The organism is Aneurinibacillus tyrosinisolvens (genome assembly GCF_001015055.1).
Classification (GTDB): domain Bacteria; phylum Bacillota; class Bacilli; order Aneurinibacillales; family Aneurinibacillaceae; genus Aneurinibacillus_A; species Aneurinibacillus_A tyrosinisolvens.
In genome coordinates, this window is sequence record NZ_BBWZ01000020.1 from 18,235 (window position 1) to 34,266 (window position 16,032).

At 43.4% G+C, this 16,032-nt stretch carries 16 protein-coding genes; 12 read left to right on the top strand and 4 right to left on the bottom strand.

The window, feature by feature from the left end; translation table 11 throughout:
* Position 1: 1 nt before the first annotated feature.
* From MBEAL2_RS16830 to MBEAL2_RS16845, 4 genes are all read left to right on the top strand, one after another.
* Positions 2 to 292, top strand: a complete 291-nt coding sequence (locus MBEAL2_RS16830; protein ID WP_047153439.1) for a hypothetical protein — start codon at positions 2 to 4, stop codon at positions 290 to 292.
* A 203-nt stretch (positions 293 to 495) separates the two neighbouring features.
* Complete coding sequence (locus tag MBEAL2_RS16835) at positions 496 to 2,229, top strand: YcdB/YcdC domain-containing protein (RefSeq protein ID WP_047153440.1); 1,734 nt, start codon at positions 496 to 498, stop codon at positions 2,227 to 2,229.
* A gap of 91 nt (positions 2,230 to 2,320) precedes the next feature.
* Positions 2,321 to 2,569 (top strand): hypothetical protein, encoded by a 249-nt coding sequence (locus MBEAL2_RS31165; protein ID WP_047153441.1) that lies wholly within the window; start codon positions 2,321 to 2,323, stop codon positions 2,567 to 2,569.
* Positions 2,527 to 4,194 carry a YndJ family protein gene (locus MBEAL2_RS16845; RefSeq protein ID WP_082129982.1) on the top strand — a complete coding sequence of 556 codons (1,668 nt, stop codon included), beginning with the start codon at positions 2,527 to 2,529 and terminating at the stop codon, positions 4,192 to 4,194. The genes MBEAL2_RS31165 and MBEAL2_RS16845 overlap by 43 nt, the downstream gene beginning before the upstream one ends.
* A gap of 87 nt (positions 4,195 to 4,281) precedes the next feature.
* Here the strand turns inward: MBEAL2_RS16845 and MBEAL2_RS16850 are convergent, their stop codons facing one another.
* Together MBEAL2_RS16850 and MBEAL2_RS16855 are read right to left on the bottom strand one after the other, a co-directional pair.
* Positions 4,282 to 4,812 (bottom strand): YozF family protein, encoded by a 531-nt coding sequence (locus MBEAL2_RS16850; protein WP_047153443.1) that lies wholly within the window; start codon positions 4,810 to 4,812, stop codon positions 4,282 to 4,284.
* Positions 4,813 to 4,976: 164 nt separating this feature from the next.
* Positions 4,977 to 5,576, bottom strand: coding sequence for an MORN repeat-containing protein (locus MBEAL2_RS16855; protein WP_047153444.1), 600 nt, complete (start codon positions 5,574 to 5,576; stop codon positions 4,977 to 4,979).
* A gap of 177 nt (positions 5,577 to 5,753) precedes the next feature.
* On the opposite strand from MBEAL2_RS16855, the gene MBEAL2_RS16860 reads away from it, so the two are divergent.
* On the top strand, positions 5,754 to 6,395 hold the full coding sequence (locus tag MBEAL2_RS16860; RefSeq protein WP_047153445.1) for a hypothetical protein: 642 nt from the start codon (positions 5,754 to 5,756) through the stop codon (positions 6,393 to 6,395).
* Between the two features lie 366 nt (positions 6,396 to 6,761).
* Positions 6,762 to 8,012 (top strand): ATP-binding protein, encoded by a 1,251-nt coding sequence (locus MBEAL2_RS16865; RefSeq protein ID WP_047153446.1) that lies wholly within the window; start codon positions 6,762 to 6,764, stop codon positions 8,010 to 8,012.
* Between the two features lie 8 nt (positions 8,013 to 8,020).
* Here MBEAL2_RS16865 and MBEAL2_RS16870 read toward each other — a convergent pair whose 3' ends face one another.
* The gene (locus MBEAL2_RS16870) at positions 8,021 to 8,506 is read right to left on the bottom strand and encodes an aminotransferase class I/II-fold pyridoxal phosphate-dependent enzyme (protein ID WP_082129984.1); all 486 of its coding nucleotides are present in this window, start codon (positions 8,504 to 8,506) and stop codon (positions 8,021 to 8,023) included.
* Positions 8,507 to 8,605: 99 nt separating this feature from the next.
* Here MBEAL2_RS16870 and MBEAL2_RS16875 point away from each other — a divergent pair, with 99 nt between their 5' ends.
* Positions 8,606 to 9,025, top strand: coding sequence for an EamA family transporter (locus MBEAL2_RS16875; protein ID WP_269082484.1), 420 nt, complete (start codon positions 8,606 to 8,608; stop codon positions 9,023 to 9,025).
* Here MBEAL2_RS16875 and MBEAL2_RS16880 read toward each other — a convergent pair.
* Complete coding sequence (locus tag MBEAL2_RS16880; protein ID WP_082129985.1) at positions 9,015 to 10,130, bottom strand: methyl-accepting chemotaxis protein; 1,116 nt, start codon at positions 10,128 to 10,130, stop codon at positions 9,015 to 9,017. The genes MBEAL2_RS16875 and MBEAL2_RS16880 overlap by 11 nt on opposite strands.
* 57 nt (positions 10,131 to 10,187) lie before the next feature.
* On the opposite strand from MBEAL2_RS16880, the gene MBEAL2_RS16885 reads away from it, so the two are divergent.
* The 5 genes from MBEAL2_RS16885 to uptA all read left to right on the top strand — a co-directional run bounded on the left by MBEAL2_RS16885 (position 10,188) and on the right by uptA (position 15,984).
* Entirely contained in the window at positions 10,188 to 11,519 is a 1,332-nt protein-coding gene (locus MBEAL2_RS16885; protein WP_047153482.1) for an arsenic transporter, read from the top strand.
* A gap of 37 nt (positions 11,520 to 11,556) precedes the next feature.
* Positions 11,557 to 12,231, top strand: coding sequence for a YwrJ family protein (locus MBEAL2_RS16890; protein WP_047153449.1), 675 nt, complete (start codon positions 11,557 to 11,559; stop codon positions 12,229 to 12,231).
* 635 nt (positions 12,232 to 12,866) lie between these two features.
* Positions 12,867 to 14,051, top strand: coding sequence for an MGDG synthase family glycosyltransferase (locus MBEAL2_RS16895; protein ID WP_047153450.1), 1,185 nt, complete (start codon positions 12,867 to 12,869; stop codon positions 14,049 to 14,051).
* Positions 14,052 to 14,249: 198 nt separating this feature from the next.
* Positions 14,250 to 15,359 carry an O-antigen ligase family protein gene (locus MBEAL2_RS16900; RefSeq protein ID WP_047153451.1) on the top strand — a complete coding sequence of 370 codons (1,110 nt, stop codon included), beginning with the start codon at positions 14,250 to 14,252 and terminating at the stop codon, positions 15,357 to 15,359.
* Positions 15,360 to 15,390: 31 nt separating this feature from the next.
* A complete protein-coding gene (gene uptA, locus MBEAL2_RS16905) occupies positions 15,391 to 15,984 on the top strand; it encodes an undecaprenyl phosphate transporter UptA (protein WP_047153452.1) in 594 nt (197 codons plus the stop codon).
* Positions 15,985 to 16,032 lie beyond the last annotated feature (48 nt).

Here is a 16,032-nt window from a genome sequence, read left to right on the forward strand (position 1 = left end):
GATGATTAAAGTCAAAATTCAAACGGACAATAAACGTAAATTTTCGATTCCAGTCCCATACAGTTTTCTGCGCGTCTTTGGCTCTTTGCTATCTTCTAAATTTCTCTGGAGACAGGGAAATAAATGGATGAATCATCAGCCGGAGAAAATAACTTTTTCAATCGTACCTTTAGATCCCAAGATGATAAAACACTTTGTGAGTTCTATCATCAACGAGTTACAGCATCAAAAAGGTCTTGTTATCGTTGATATTAAATTACAGGACGGTACCCAGGTTACAATAAAACTATAAATTCACTGTTAAACACCATTATCACTCCAAGCCTATGAATATGAATGCGCAATTCTTTCTATGAGTTATCGAGAAAGAGTCGCGCATTTTTTTTCGTCCTTGGGGTGATGAAAAGAAATTAATTTTTCCAAAAATGGTTGCTATTTCTTATGTAATTAGTATGATAGAGATAGCTTCCATTTTAATCCAAAAGGAGAATGCCGATGAAACGTTCACTATCGCTAGCTGCCTTGCTTGCAGCAAGTTCATTTCTATCTTCCGTTCCGGTTCTGGCTGCCGAGACGGCAAGCCAGACCAGCCAGAATGCATCACTAAAGCAATCTAAAGAGCAGCTCGCGCCTATCCCTCCTGCAGTACAACGCTCCATTGATAAGCTGTTTACGCTGCAGCCGGAGTTCAAGAAATTATCGATAAACTCAAGCTTTCAGGTAGAAAATGAAAACCGGTTTATTCTCCAGCTCAGCAACGGAAAAGCAGAAGAAGCGAACAATGCAAAGGAACGCTCAAATGCCAGCCTTGAATTTGATAGTAGAACGGGAGCGCTGCTTCGCTTCGACCTCCAAAGCTTCGAATGGACGTCTGACAAATACCCATCGCGTTCGTTAACCCTCGAGGCGGCAGACAAATTCCTCTCACAGTGGTTTGGTACAGAAGGCAGAAAGCAATTTGGAGAGCCTGAATCAAACGGAAGCGGTGCCTCTACAACCTACAATGATGATGGAACAAAAATAACATGGGCAAGCCGCCATGTACAATTCCCGCTTCTATTAAATGGCCTTCCCGTAGTGGGCGACATCGGGCCGAGAGTGGATGTTGATGCGTTTGGCCACGTCGTTAGCTACCAATATAAACCGATTGATCTGAGCAAGATTGTTGTCCCTAAACCTGATAGCGCTAAACCGGTGGAAGACATTAAACGCATGGTTACGACAGCAGACAGCATTAGCTTGAACTACATAGAAGCCCAGCCGGAAAAGTACGGCCCTCCTAACACTGAAGTAAAGACAAAGTCTGTATTACAATACAACTCCAGCCTCTACCCTTACCTGCACCCGCAAACCGGCAAGCTTGTCGACATGATGAGCGGGGAAGAAGCAGTGAATCAATCGAAGCCGCGCGTATTTGAGAAGAACGTTACGCTGCAGCCAAAAGGGCAGCCGCTCCTCGCCCGATCTGAGAAGGAAGCAAAAGAGATCATTGAAACGTTATTCGATGCCAATGGTTTAGCCTCAAAACTGCAGTTACAAGAGGAAATTATGCATGAGGATCAGAAGAACAGTCCTTACCAGATGTATCAATTTAGCACCGAAGATCACCGGACTTATGCTTTTATGAACGTTGATAAAAAAACCGGGCAGGTACGAAATGCCAGCCTGCAGCTAAACAATGGAGATGAATCACAGCCAAAAGCAGCAAAAGTGACAAAGGAGCAGGCATTTACAACCGCGCTCGCCTTCCTGGAGACGTATGCCGGCCCGACAGCCGGACAGCTAAAGTGGATCGACTATACGTGGGAACCTGAGCGGCTTCCAGTCTGGGTCGATAAAAGCAAACTCCCGCAGGGCATGTCACCAGAAGAACCGGCCGAATATTTCTTCTCCTTTAACGAATTGTACCAGGATATTCCGGTACTCGACCGGTCCTATCAGGTGAGTATAAACAAGCAAACAGGCAAAGTAGTTGCATTCTCGCTCGCGGCTCCGAAAGAAAAACTAAACCTGCCTGACTCGAAAAATATCGTAACGAAGGAACAGGCGATTGAATCTTTCCTGAAGAATGAGCCCCTGAAGCTGCAGTATCTCTGGCCAGCTTACTTCGACCAGATGGCGCCGGCACCCGTGCTTGTATATGGGCGTAACTTTAAAGAAGGGCATGGTTATGTGGATGCGATAACAGGCGAGTATGTGCTTATACCGTTCGCCTGGGATGAAGAATAGAGAGTACGCAACCTGTTTTCGGTATTCCGCCGGAAACAGGTTATTTAGATTAATAGCATTCAGTAAACAAAGCAAAGGCGGTGCGCCTATTATGAAAAAACAAAAGCCCATTTATGTAGAAACATTCATTCGATCAAACCGGGACATGGTATGGGATTACACACAGGATTCGGAAAAGCATGAACAGTGGGATTTGCGGTTTTCGCACATTAAGTACTTGCCCCGGCCTGACGAATCCGTCCCACAGAGGTTTTTATACCAGACGAACATTGGGTTCGGACTTGTAATTAAAGAGGAATGTACGTCCAAACGTTGGCCGGTCTGTTCCTGTGGCTCCTAAGCGTGTGGCTGCTTCCGGCAGGATACATAGAGCGGCTGCTGCTGTTTGCGTTTTTCGTTACGGTGCCACTCTTTCTTTTTGTGGCGGAGGATCCGAACCAAAACGGGACGCCATCCCGTCTCTATCAAACGATACAATACTTACAACTGCCGATGGGGGCGCTGGGAGCCCTGTCTTTTTTACTTCCCGCTGGAGGAGTTGCGGGTGCGCTCTCGCTGGGCTGGGTGCTCGTTACATGCTTGATAGGGCTTTATGGACTGCTCCGTTTTTTAAAAAGAGGATTCTATTTTTTAGAAGAATTTTGCATTGATGCTGGATTTATATACATGCCGCTGGGTGGATTCTGGTTTGCGGCGCACCGTTTTAGCTTCGATATCATGCATTTTGGCAGCGTCATTATTTTATTGACGGCCATTCATTTTCACTTTTCTTCCCTCGCTGCCCCGATTTTTACAGGATTGGCGGGCCGGATGCGGGAAAAAACGCGGATATACCGGTGGGTGGCCGCCGGAAATGTGATAAGCCCGATGCTAATCGCTGTTGGGATTACGTATTCCCGGATGTTTGAATGGATAGCGGTTGTGTTATTTGCTGCTGGTATGCTCGTGTATGTATATTATACTGTTCGTCTTGTTCTGACTGCGATAAAGAACAGAAATGCTAGGATATTCCTAACAGTCTCCTCCCTTGCCCTCCTTGTAACAATGGGATTTGCCGTTTGCTACGGAATCGGACGGGGTTTTGGCGTTCAGATTGTCTCTATTGGGGACATGGTGCTTGTGCACGGTACAGGGAATGCCTTCGGTTTTGTGCTGTTGGGGCTTCTTGCCTGGGGAATAATTCGGCCGGAACCGCGTGCGAATATGCTGGATTTTCCGCATAGCCGGATGCGTGGGCAGTGGAGAATCAGCCGCGATTTTCTGGAGCGGAACCGCTGGGTTGATACGTCCCGTCTTCCGGTTAAAGGATTAGTCGATGATTTCTCCATCTATAAGAGTGAAACATTTGATCCGATGCGCATTCACCCGGAAATCCGGGCGTTTTATGAACAGACGACGGAGTATTCATTGTTTGCGCAAACGCGGTGGCTGCGTGGATTTGTGTTTTTATCCCGTGTATATAAGCGCATTAGTGAAAAAGTGGAACAGTTAAACCTCCCCCTAAATAACGAAAAAGAACAGCAAAATATGGAAGGTGCAATAATCCCAATCCACAGTGAGCGGGACGGAAGAAGGAATGTGCGGGCATGGGTGCGTTGGGACAAAGAGAGCGGGAAAACAATTTTTGTTGCGGTGTATTCTCATCATGGGGGTGAAAGAAGGACCTATATGAATATCGCCCTGCCGCTCCCATCTGGAAATATGACCGGGGTGCTGCGGGTTGAACACGATGAGGCGGATGGGCTGATTTTAACGAGCCTGCCTGATCCGCTGGGAAAAGGGGATGAAGGCATTTACTATTTTTTTCGTTATCTTCGCCTGCGGCTTCCTCTTAATGAAACGTTCCATATCACCATTAATGAAAGGAGAGGACTTCGTGCGAAGCACCGGATGTGGATGTTTGGTATTCCTTTTCTAGCTATTGACTATGTAATAAAGTTAGGTCCTAAAAATAGAGCAGAATGAAGGAGAAGTTCCACTACCATGCATAAGTAAAGCCCTCCTGTATCCTAAACAGTAAGGGCTTTTATGGATCCTCATATTTACTGCCCTTTAACCTCGTGTGAATGTAAATGATTGTTTGTACTTTCTACCTGCAAGCTTTGTTTTGCCGTCCTTCGCTATTGTGCTTGGATCCTGCCAGGATACAACGACTTCAATCTCATTTGCCTTAAAGGATATAGGAAAATTCTGATGCAGAAGTAAACGTTCCCCGCTTCTGGACGTTTCAGATGAATTTGAGAACAATCCGAATTTAGTCGATGAGTTTGGTTCATTTCGATATACATCAACGGCTACATTGTCAAGGGTTCTCCCGTTGTTTTTTACCACTACACTGTACACATCAAAAATACCACGTTTTGATTTTAACATGCCGGGTTCGTCCAGTATGGCTTCTCCCATTGTAACAGACCATTGTTCTGTGCTTTTTGTGACTGGTACTTTGAATGGTTGATGGGAATGCGGAAGCGGCGGTTTAGGAGGATCGGTTGCCTGTGCTGCTGCGGAAGCACTTACGGTAAAACTTAAGAGGGAAATTAAAGTGCTTGCTGCAGCCAAATATAGCTTTAGTTTTTGTCTCAAGGTACGTCTCACCCTTTACACTTGGATTTGATATCAGATAATCTCAGTGGTAAGGTACCCTGAATTATAATTTAATATTACAGTTATTTACAAATAAAAAAGATATAGGATAAGTCTTGCTGTATTTTAGCAATCAAAAAAGCGCTTCTTTGCTTCCATAGATTTTAAAAATCTACTGTTTCCCCGTTTACGACATCGGTTTCAACATGCAGCGGCTCCCCGGCATCGTCTTTGCTATCCATAATAAGATGCCCGTTATACGGTTCATTGTTTTTTAGTTTTCCATTGAAGGTGAAAATAGAACCGTCTTCCGTTTTTCCGCTTAATTTTCCCTCATATAACTGTCCATTCTGCATCGTTCCTTCAAACGTGACGCTGTCACCATCCAACAATCCTTTAAACTTAATAGACCCAGCGAACGGTTCACCATTCTTTATCTGTCCTGAGAAGAAAATGGTTGCTCCGTCCATTATGCCTGCCATCGAGCCTTTTCCGTTATAAGGCTCTCCCTTTCTAAACTCTCCGACAAAGTGAAAGACAATGCCATCCAGTTTTCCGTCTAGCTTCCCCTGGCCATTGGGTACGCCTTTTACAACTTGCCCTATGTACGTAAAGTCTTTCTTTTTAATTGTAACAGTGGCAGGTTTTTGCTTTTGTACCGTTTTTTTTGCTGCGAATACTCCAGCAGAATGCCCGGGAAGTGGAAGAAATACCATTCCGCAAGTGATAGCCACTGATGCAGCAAGCGTAATCATACGTTTCAAAATAAGCCCCCTCTTCATTATGTAATCTATCATTGTGTAAAAATTCTGGGCGAAAATAACTATTTTTATTTTACCATATTTTTCATAATCCGTCTTTTAAAAGCTTATCTATTTACAATAAATATAAGTTGACTTGGTTTTAAGGTCAGGGGGAATGATAAAACTTGAGGTGATAACATGAAAAAAATAAGATTCTTAACCTTAACATTCATTTTTTTGGTCATTGTATCGATTCATTCTGTTGATGCGGCTTCCGTACAAGAAACTTCGGAAATCTTGCATCATTCTATCGCAGCGAATAATGTTGCAGAAATGAAAACATTGTCAATGTATCATACGCTAATGATATCCTTGAAGGATTCTGCTAAAGAAATTGGTACAAGTATTCCCCGGGTTCATCCAAACACCGTCCAAGTCAAGGTGTCACAAGCATCTCTTCAAAAACGAATAGAGCAGCTGGAAAAAGCAATTGCACCAAAGACCCCGGAAGAAACCGTGCGATTATGGTTTGAAGGTCTTAAGAATCGGAACGGTGCAATACAATTTGCTGTGTCAGCCCCTAATTTGCGAACTCCGGAATGGCTTAAAGCATATGAGCAATGGGATTGGAAACTACCAGGTTCTAGTCCATGGATTGCAAGTTATAAACTCAACGGAAAAAAGACCGGAGAAAAAAGTTGGGATTATGCAGTGGATTATATTCTTATAGATTCTACCGGTCGAAAAAAAATAGCTACACTCAATTTGACCGTTCAACAGTTTGATAACAACTGGTATGTATCAAAGGTTCCAAAAGGATATGGTGGCGTGGCTTCATAACGTTGAAGGGCCACACCACCTGGAATAGGCAATTCGTATGTTTTAGAGAATAATTCAGACATTTCGGATACACAGTTCTCTTTGCATGGTAAATATGGTAATATAGGCAAAAGGATAGAGGGGGCTAGATACAAAAGCTAGCCTTTGTTCCGGGAAAAGCAAAACTCAAAGTGATAATTAAGTTGATAGTGTAATTGTAAGAAAGTTACAAAGCGATCGTCGAACTAACACAAAGCACCTCTGCCAAATTGGTAAAGGTGCTTTTTTAAAACATAAATATTTTTATAGCTATAAACACAATGAACATGGTGATCGTGATTATATTATAGTATTTAATTATATAAGAGAATGTGGAAGGTAACGAAAATGAATGTGATAAAGGATTTTTTGCTGCAACTAACGCTTATAGCAATCCCCCTGTTTACTTACCATACATTCTTTGCGGAGAGGCTAAAGAATAGTAAAATTAAAAAGGTAGTAATGTCGGCATTATGCGGGTTATCCATCTTACTTTGCATGTCCTTTCCAGTAAGTTTTGGCCAGGGCTACCATTTGGATATAAGGATAGTTCCTCTAGTGTTGGGGACGTTGCACGGAGGATTTAGCACCGGTATACTCCTATCAGCCCTTGTCACCCTTTACCGGTTGTATTTTGGAATTGATACCGGATTTTACAATAGTATCCTTGCTGTGTTATTCTCTGTCCCCGTACTATTATTTTTTCAGGAATCATTTCACAGAGCGAAAAAAAGCAAGAGGATTAAAATTGCCGCCTGCCTATCATGTTACTGCTCTCTTATTGGAATTGCCTGGTTTTGCATTCTAAGAGGTATTTCGCCAGAAAACCTGAAGGTACAGGGGATTCATCTTATTTTTATAGCCCTTGCTACCTGGTTCTTCACTACATTAAACGAAAATATTAGAGAAATTCACCAGCTGCGGTTAGAGGTGCAAAACTCAGAAAAGCTGCGGGTTATGAGTGAGCTGACAAGCGTGTTCGCCCATGAAATTAGGAATCCTATGCAAGTTATCCGTGGTTTTCTTCAGCTTCTAAATGAACCTGATTTACCTGCTGAAAAGAAGGAATACATCCAGATCTCCATTGAGGAACTGGATCGTGTAAATGAAATTATTAATGATCTGTTGTCTTTTGGAAAACCCTCAACAAACAACAACCAAAGAATAGATGCCGGTTATCAATTACGGCGCGTAATAAATATGGCTCAAACTTTTTCTATGCATCAAAATATCACGATTAAAACTGCGATTAGTGATGACTGTTGGATTCATGCGGATGCTCAAAGATTGAACCAATGTCTTATTAATATTTTGAAAAATGCGATTGAGTCGATGCCAAACGGTGGAATGGTTTCGGTAACCTGTACACCAACCGATGGTGGATACATAGAGATTGGCATTAAAGACCAGGGAGTTGGCATGATGAAAGAACAGATTGACAGGCTTGGATCACCGTTTTATTCCCTGAAAGAAAATGGGACAGGATTAGGCATGATGGTTAGTTTCCAAATTATCCAGTCCCTCGAAGGCAGAGTGCGAGTGACCAGTGAAAAAGGCATTGGGACAGAATTTTCTATTCTTTTACCGCAGGTAAACTAAAGCAAGAGTTAAAGGGTTTTCAGCACGTTACACAATCGAAAAACACCTTCTTCAATTTTACTTTCATCTTCCCAGGCATGGGTTAGCCGTATATATCCTTTGTCGGCACCATACACACTCCCAGGGACAAATAGAACACCTTCATTAATTCCTTTCTCTAATAAATCGGCCTCCCGTACCGGAGTTTTCAGACGGCACCACACATGGTAACTGCCATCAGGCACGGTCCATTCGATTTGGTCATTTCCATATTTCTCTAAAGCCCGTATCATCTTCTGCTGACGACGGGCAAGTGCCAGTCTCAGCCTATCAATCTGGATTTGCCACAGATTCGATGAGAAATAGCTGTAAACAAGCTGCTGGGTAATGACATTAATCCCAAAATCCATTTGCTGCTTAGAGTCGGCCAGGCGTTCTATAACGGATTCGGGACCTACTAACCAGCCAATTCGAAGTCCAGGAGCAACGGTTTTCGAAAGACTTCCTACATAAATAACAGATCCACTGTTTTTTGGCTATCAAGTATAGCTGGTTGTGTTGCGGTAGTATTTTACGCTTACGAAGAAGGATTTGGGAGCTTTCAACCGGCAGATCTGGCTCTCGCTGGAGCCGTATTGTCAGCTGCAGTTGGTTATGCAGAAGGGGGGAATCTGGCACGCAAGCTGGGAGGATGGCAAGTCATCTGCTGGGCATTAGTGCTTGCCTTTCCCATCTTAATTTGGCCTGTAGCTATGGATTTATCCTGGGGAATGCTCGGTGCCCCCCTGGAAGTATGGTTTAGTTTTGGCTATGTGAGTATAGTGAGCCAGTTTATCGCCTTCATTGCCTGGTATCATGGCCTGGCGCTTGGTGGTATAGCAAAGGTAAGCCAATTGCAATATTTACAGCCCTTCCTTACCCTTCTTGGCTCTTCGCTTTTGGTTGGGGAGGATATTGCAACAAGCACCATAGTGACAGCTCTGATAGTTCTGCTAGCCGTTGCAGCAGGCCGGAAAACACCCTCTAAACCTTAAACTTCTTGACTAAGGTCTGCAGCTCGTCCGCCATCTGGGAAAGAGATGAGGAAGAAGCGGTAATTTCCTGCATGGAAGCCAATTGTTCCTCGGCCGCCGCTGAAACGTTCTGTGTTCCGGCGGCGGCTTCTTCTGCTACTCTTGTAACAATATCGATAGAATGGACCATTTGTTCAGTTCCTGTCACCACCTGTTGTACAGCTGTCGAAATTCCTTTAATTTGGTTATCTACCTCATTGACAGATTGTTGGATTTGTCCGAAGGAGGCACCGGCTGTGTTCACCGTCTCGATACCGTCGGCTACTTCCTTCGTAGCTGTCTGCATGGACTGAACCGCCTGATTCGTTTCTTTCTGAATGGTGGCAATGAGCTGTGCAATCTTTTGCGCAGATGAACCCGATTGCTCCGCCAATTTGCGGACTTCATCGGCTACGATAGCGAAGCCACGCCCGTGCTCTCCTGCTCTAGCCGCTTCAATCGCTGCATTGAGTGCCAACAGGTTTGTTTGGGTGGAAATTTCCGTGATGACTTCGATAATTTGTTCGATTTCTTGTGAACGCTCCCCTAATCCCTTCACCGTTTCCGCCAGACTGTCTGTTGTACGGCTGATCGAATTCATTTGTTTAATTGCCGTTTCGATTGCCTGGTTACCTGTCAGCGCTGTTTCCAAAGCATGGATCGCTGCATCTGTTACATTTTGTGAACTCATTGCTATACGCTGCACGCTGGTTGACATTTCTGCTACTGTTTTTGAGCTTTTCCCTACGCTGTGGACTTGCCTTTCAGAACCAACCGCTACTTCCTGAATGGTATGAGCGATGACTTCACTGGCTTTACTGCTTTCTCCTGCATTCGCCGTTAATTGTTCAGAGGAGGCAGCAACCTGCTTAATTGTAAAGTCGATTTGCTGAATCAGGCCGCGGAGGCTCCTAACCATGTTATTAATGGAAACAAAATAATAGGTGCCAGTGGAATTGTGAAAAGATAAGGACTTGCCCAGCGCTTTTCTTATTCCGGGTACATATAAATAAAGTACAAGTTCATTAGGAGGATAGATGGAAGGGAGGGACAAGCGCTGACTTGTACATGAAACAGACTCCATCATTGCACCACAACATGAATAACCAGCTAGAATGAAAGGAGGAAAACTGTGTTTCAGCCTATGGTTTGGATGACCATTTTATCTTTTTTGGTTACGCTCATCTTTATTCTTTGGAGGCCGAGGGGAGTCAATGAGGCGATTCCGGCCACAGTGGGTGCGATTTTGATTTTGCTCATTGGAAGTGTTTCGTTATCGGATTTAGGCCAAATCACGGAAACGATAAGTGGTGCAGCCATCACCATTATAGCGACGATTGTGATGGCTATTGTATTGGAAAGCTTTGGATTCTTTCACTGGGTCGCGGAGAAGCTCGCTGCCAAAGCGAGGGGGTCAGGCATTCGCTTATTCTGGTATGTCAATCTATTGTGTTTTCTCATGACCCTTTTCTTCAATAACGACGGCAGCATTTTGATCACAACCCCGATTCTAGTCATGCTTCTAAACAACATGGGTCTCAAAAACCATCAAAAAATCCCGTATTTACTGTCCGGGGGCTTAATCGCTACCGCTTCCAGCGCCCCGATTGGAGTAAGCAATATCGTCAATCTAATCGCGCTGAAAATCGTGCATATGGATTTATATATGCATACGGCCATGATGTTTGTTCCCGCAACGCTTGGTTTATTGTTCCTCGCCGGGCTCCTGTTCCTTCGTTTTTACAAAGCCCTTCCGCGCACCGTTCCTGTTAAGATATCCGGCCTTACCGCCCCCGCTTACCATCCCCTCAAAACGAAATCTTCTCTTTCGTTAGACAAGGAACGTTCCCGGTTTATGCGAAACATCCTTCTTTTCGTATTTGCTGTCCGTATCAGCCTCTTTGTTGCTTCTTTTGTGGGGATTCCTGTCTCTGTCATGGCTGTCTTTGGCTCGCTTGTATTATTAGGGTGGAGGTGGTTTCACTTAAAGATTCCTCCGACCGATATGCTGAAAAAAACGCCATGGTACATTCTCGTCTTCGCCTTTAGTATGTACGTCATTATTTACGGGCTGCATAACATCGGTTTAACGGCGTGGCTCATCGATTTCATGCATCCCATGGTTTCTGGAAGCCTGCTGCATGCAAGTGTCATGATGGGAACCCTCCTCACGATTCTATCCAATCTATTTAATAATCACCCCGCGCTCATGATAGGAACCCTCACGCTAACGAATATGCATCTTAATCCGCTCACCCTAAAAATCTCATACCTGGCCAGTGTGATTGGAAGCGACATGGGGGCGCTGCTGCTTCCCATGGGAACGCTGGCTACGCTCATGTGGATGCATATCATAAGGCGTGGGAAAGTAAAAATCACATGGTGGCAATATGTAAAAATCACGCTTGTCGTCATTCCCCCTGCAACGCTATTTACACTTGTTGTCTTGTATTACTGGGTTTCCTGGTTGTTTTAACAATAAATATATCATACGGGAAGAAAGGAGAAATTATATGAGTGATTTTGCTCACCTCATAGGAAAAAATGTAGATGTTGAAATTTCAGGGAAAAATTACTGCAATGGCATTCTGGTAGACGCGGGGCTGGATATTATTGTCGTATACAATAATATCGCCTCATCCTTCTACTACATTCCGGTTGTTCATATTCAGCGGTTGAAAGAAACCAGAATAGAGGAAACCCTCGGATTTGGCCCTCCTCCGGAAAAACCGATTGAAAGCGATTCCCATTCGATTTCGTTTCGTAAAATACTCACCAACGCTAAAGGACAGTTTGTCCAAATTTATGTGACAGGGAATAAATCGATTCATGGGTATTTAACGAGCATCATGAACGACTACTTTGTTTTTTATTCTCCTGTGTATAAAACACTGTTTATTTCTATGGACCATGTGAAATGGCTGATCCCGTACGAACAGGATGCAACGCCTTATTCACTAAGCAATCAGCACCTCCCGGTTAATCCGATTTCCGTTCCGTTAGCCAGAACTTTCGAAGAGCAGTGTAAAAAATTAGAGAATCAAATCATTGTTATAGACGGCGGAAACAACAGCGAAAAAATAGGGCTGTTGCATAAGGTAGACAATAACAGGCTTTCCCTAATTACAGCCGAAAGGGAAACGGTATATTGGAGCTTACAGCACGTCAAAACGGTACATTTACCATAGACAACCTCCAGCCTATATAGCCTTTAATCGTTTATAAAGTGTGTTTCCTTGATTGAATTTGTTCTTTACAAACCGGGTTTAGAGGGAGTAATATAAGTTTCGTCAAATAGCAAGCTTTTACGTTCTAGAATCGCTGAGTTTCTGAGAAGGGGACGGGGGAAGCTGTGATCGCCTAGATGCCGACCACAGAGTAACTAACTCTGTGGTTTTTTTATGCTTTGGCGGGGATGATGAACAGGGGATAACAAAAATTAAAAAAAAATGGAACCTCGCATGTTTGGCAAGTGTTGTATACTATTCTTGTACCTTTTTATGTAATACGTGCGAATTAAAGCCTGAAACTGCAAATAATATTATAAAATTATTTACATAGCAGGTATAAAAATAAACGTATTTGGTGTACTTTATTCTATAGCTTATTTTCATAAACGATCACTTTTACGGCAAAAGCCAGCTGTAAAAAATTCCATTTATTTCATCTGAACTTATCATACCTTCTAACCGTCTTTTCAATATACGTTAAACTGTTATGTACGCTGTCGAGGAGAATACAGAGTAATCCTTAAATGATCTATGCGAATTGGACATTTCATTGAAACTATTGCTACAAATAAAAAGGCAGAGGATATAAGGGTATGAAAAAAACAAAAATTCTTATCTTAACTGGGGATTACGGACAAGGGCATTGGCAGGCAGCACAGGCTCTTTGTGATTATATCGTGCAGTATGGTGGGGAAGCTGAACCCATTATTATTAATTATATGCAAAAAATCCATCCCTATTTACACCCCATTAGTCACTATGGATTTAAACAAACGGTCAAGAGAGTTCCCGGCGTATACAACTATTTTTATCGTAAATTGCATGGGGGATATCCGGTTACATCGTGTCTTACTCAGCTGAATCGCCTTGGAGTTGAGCGGTTAGGCGAGATTCTGGATGAATTGCAGCCTGAAATGGTCATCAGCACGTTCTCATTAGCGGCAGAAGCGGTATCATTGTTAAAAGAAATGGGACGAACGACTGTACCGTCTGTCACGGTCGTTACTGACTATACAGCGCATTATACATGGGCGCACCCACACACCGATTACTATCTGGTCGGCTCAGAAACAGTCCGGGAAGAATTGTCCCGATTCGGAGTGCCAGCTAAAAAAGTGTTTGTTACGGGCATCCCGGTTCGCCCTGTATTTTACTATGAGTATAAAAAACAGGAATTGCTAAAGAAGCATGGGTTACGTTCAGACCTTCCTACGGTGCTCGTCATGGGTGGCGGATGGGGATTAATGAATTCTTGTGATATTTCAACCCTCGCTAAGGTAGAAAAACCAACCCAGTTCATTATTGTATGTGGAGACAACAAAAAATTGCGGCGGCAGGTAGCCAAAGCATTCCATGAAACGAAACATCATGTTTTAATTACGGGTATGGTGAACTGTATACATGAATTTATGGCTGTATCAGACATGGTATTGACGAAGCCGGGCGGGATTACAGTATCGGAGGCAGTAGCAATGAAAGTGCCAATGCTGCTGTATAAGCCCATTCTGGAACAGGAAAAGGCGAATGCGCGTTTACTTGTACAGTTAGGCGTGGCATTAACAGCGGGGACCTACCATGATATGGCAATACAGCTGGATAAGATGCTGGATAATCAGGAGTTGTTATGTGCCATGCAGAAAAATGCGGATAGAGCTCGGAAAGGTGAAGAGCCTTTTCAAACGTTAAATCATCTTTTAAAAGTGCATACGATGTGGAAGCAGGAGCGAAGCCAGCTTGTCTCTTCCAATATAGAACTTATGGTCCAAGTGAACGGATAAAGTTTTCTGTATCATCGCACTGGATGGCATTCGCCATCCAAAGAAAAGAAGAAAGGAGAACGGGATGTTCACTTATAAGGAGCGGCCTATAAAAGCAAAGTTAATCCAAGCGTTTCAAAAGGTGAAAATAGGCAGACTTGAACCGGGCATGGTTTTGTTATATATATTGCCCCCATTGGGATTGCCTGGCTTTTATTGATGGGCTTGGTCCAAATATATCGGGTCATCCGCTGGCGGACACCGATTGATTTTACAGTCGGCATTTTTTTCTTTTTAAGTTTGTTGATTTCTTCTATCGCAGCCTCTATTGAACTTCATAACATAACGTATTTAGCTTCTTTGCTTCTTGTGATAGGATATCTGGGTTTTTATCTTTATGTAAAACAGCACGGCACCCTATACCTTTTTCGGAATTGGATATGGATTAGCATAGGCGGGGGATTATATATCGCCCTGTTAGGGTGGATGCAAATCCTGTTCCATGTTGGATTTTCAACGAATGGGATATGGGGTTTGTTAACGGGTACGAGGCTGTTTGGCTATGATCAAATGGATCGCTTATTCGGAAGTACCTATAATCCTAATTTTGCTTCCTTTTTGCTGCTCTATGCTCTGGCACTCCTGCTCGTAGTATGGCTGTACAAAATACATCAAAGAAAACGAAGAATTACTGCATTATTCATCGGCTGCCTGCTCGTTTTATCTACAGCCATTATAGAAACAGGGTCACGTACCGGCTTTGCCGCTATGATCTTGCTGTTTTTCTTCTTTTTCTTCCGCCTTCGTTTGAAGAACGGCATTTTTGCGCTTATCGGCTTTTTGGTATCCTGTCCGCTATTGATGAAATGGTTACCGCGAAGTGAAAGCTTAGGAGAGTCCATGAGCGATCGAAAGCTTATATGGGAAACAAGCTTGAGCATATGGGAAAAACATCCACTGTTTGGCGTGACGCCAAACGGATTCCAGGATATTTATAAAGCGGTTATTGGTCAGTATGTCGCTCATCCGCATAATATTTTTCTCTATTTTTTTGTGAGCTATGGTACGATGGGAGGCCTGGCGTTTTTGCTGATGGTCGCTGTCCTTTTGTACCGGCTTTTATTAACGCTGAAAGCCAACCGCATCCACAAAGAATTTCTAGATGCTTTCTTGTTTTTAGTTCCGGTTATCCTTATTACCGGACTGTTTGACTTTCCGATGTTTTCACCCCAAACAGCGCTTTTAGCTGTCGGGCTGCTCGGGCACTGGGAATTTTATTCAAGGAGATGCTCCTTTGTCCCACTAGGATGGAAAAAAAAAGCACATTAACATTGTTACATTAGAGAGAGGGAGAGAGAAAATGCAGGATTTCATTCACACAATTTTACTTTCATTGGCGAGTCTGGGTTATATAGGAGTTGCATTAGGGCTCATGATTGAGGTGATTCCAAGTGAGATTGTATTAGCCTATGCCGGATTTCTCGTCGCGCAAGGGGAAATTTCTTTACTTGGAGCGGTCATTGCGGGAACGATTGGCGGGACGATTGCCCAGCTGTTCATTTACTGGATTGGATATTATGGGGGAAGACCGTTTTTGGAGAAGTATGGGAAGTATATTTTAATCCATAAACGCCATATAGATATCGCGGAACACTGGTTTAATCGTTATGGTTCCGGTGTTATTTTTACCGCACGCTTTATCCCCGTTGTAAGACATGCTATTTCAATCCCTGCGGGAATTGCCCGGATGCCGATAGCGAAGTTTACTATTTACACGGTATGTGCGGTCATTCCGTGGTCGATTTTATTTATCTACCTGGGCATTCAATTAGGGGGGAATTGGAACCAAATTAACCAAATGGCCCGCCCATATGTCCAACCGATTATGATTGCCGCAGTTATCGTTACATTGCTATATCTTATGTATAGCGTGTGGAAAAAGAGAGGAAAATAACGGAATAATAAACGAGCCAGCCGAATAAAAAGGCTGGCTCGTTTTCAT

Excerpts from the sequence above, each read along its gene's own strand:
- MBEAL2_RS16830 (WP_047153439.1), top strand. The coding sequence starts at position 2 with ATGATTAAAGTCAAAATTCAAACGGACAATAAACGTAAATTTTCGATT.
- MBEAL2_RS16835 (WP_047153440.1), top strand. The coding sequence starts at position 496 with ATGAAACGTTCACTATCGCTAGCTGCCTTGCTTGCAGCAAGTTCATTT.
- MBEAL2_RS31165 (WP_047153441.1), top strand. The coding sequence starts at position 2,321 with ATGAAAAAACAAAAGCCCATTTATGTAGAAACATTCATTCGATCAAAC.
- MBEAL2_RS16845 (WP_082129982.1), top strand. The coding sequence starts at position 2,527 with ATGTACGTCCAAACGTTGGCCGGTCTGTTCCTGTGGCTCCTAAGCGTG.
- MBEAL2_RS16860 (WP_047153445.1), top strand. The coding sequence starts at position 5,754 with ATGAAAAAAATAAGATTCTTAACCTTAACATTCATTTTTTTGGTCATT.
- MBEAL2_RS16865 (WP_047153446.1), top strand. The coding sequence starts at position 6,762 with ATGAATGTGATAAAGGATTTTTTGCTGCAACTAACGCTTATAGCAATC.
- MBEAL2_RS16880 (WP_082129985.1), bottom strand. The coding sequence starts at position 10,130 with ATGATGGAGTCTGTTTCATGTACAAGTCAGCGCTTGTCCCTCCCTTCC.
- MBEAL2_RS16885 (WP_047153482.1), top strand. The coding sequence starts at position 10,188 with ATGGTTTGGATGACCATTTTATCTTTTTTGGTTACGCTCATCTTTATT.
- MBEAL2_RS16890 (WP_047153449.1), top strand. The coding sequence starts at position 11,557 with ATGAGTGATTTTGCTCACCTCATAGGAAAAAATGTAGATGTTGAAATT.
- MBEAL2_RS16895 (WP_047153450.1), top strand. The coding sequence starts at position 12,867 with ATGAAAAAAACAAAAATTCTTATCTTAACTGGGGATTACGGACAAGGG.
- MBEAL2_RS16900 (WP_047153451.1), top strand. The coding sequence starts at position 14,250 with ATGGGCTTGGTCCAAATATATCGGGTCATCCGCTGGCGGACACCGATT.
- uptA (WP_047153452.1), top strand. The coding sequence starts at position 15,391 with ATGCAGGATTTCATTCACACAATTTTACTTTCATTGGCGAGTCTGGGT.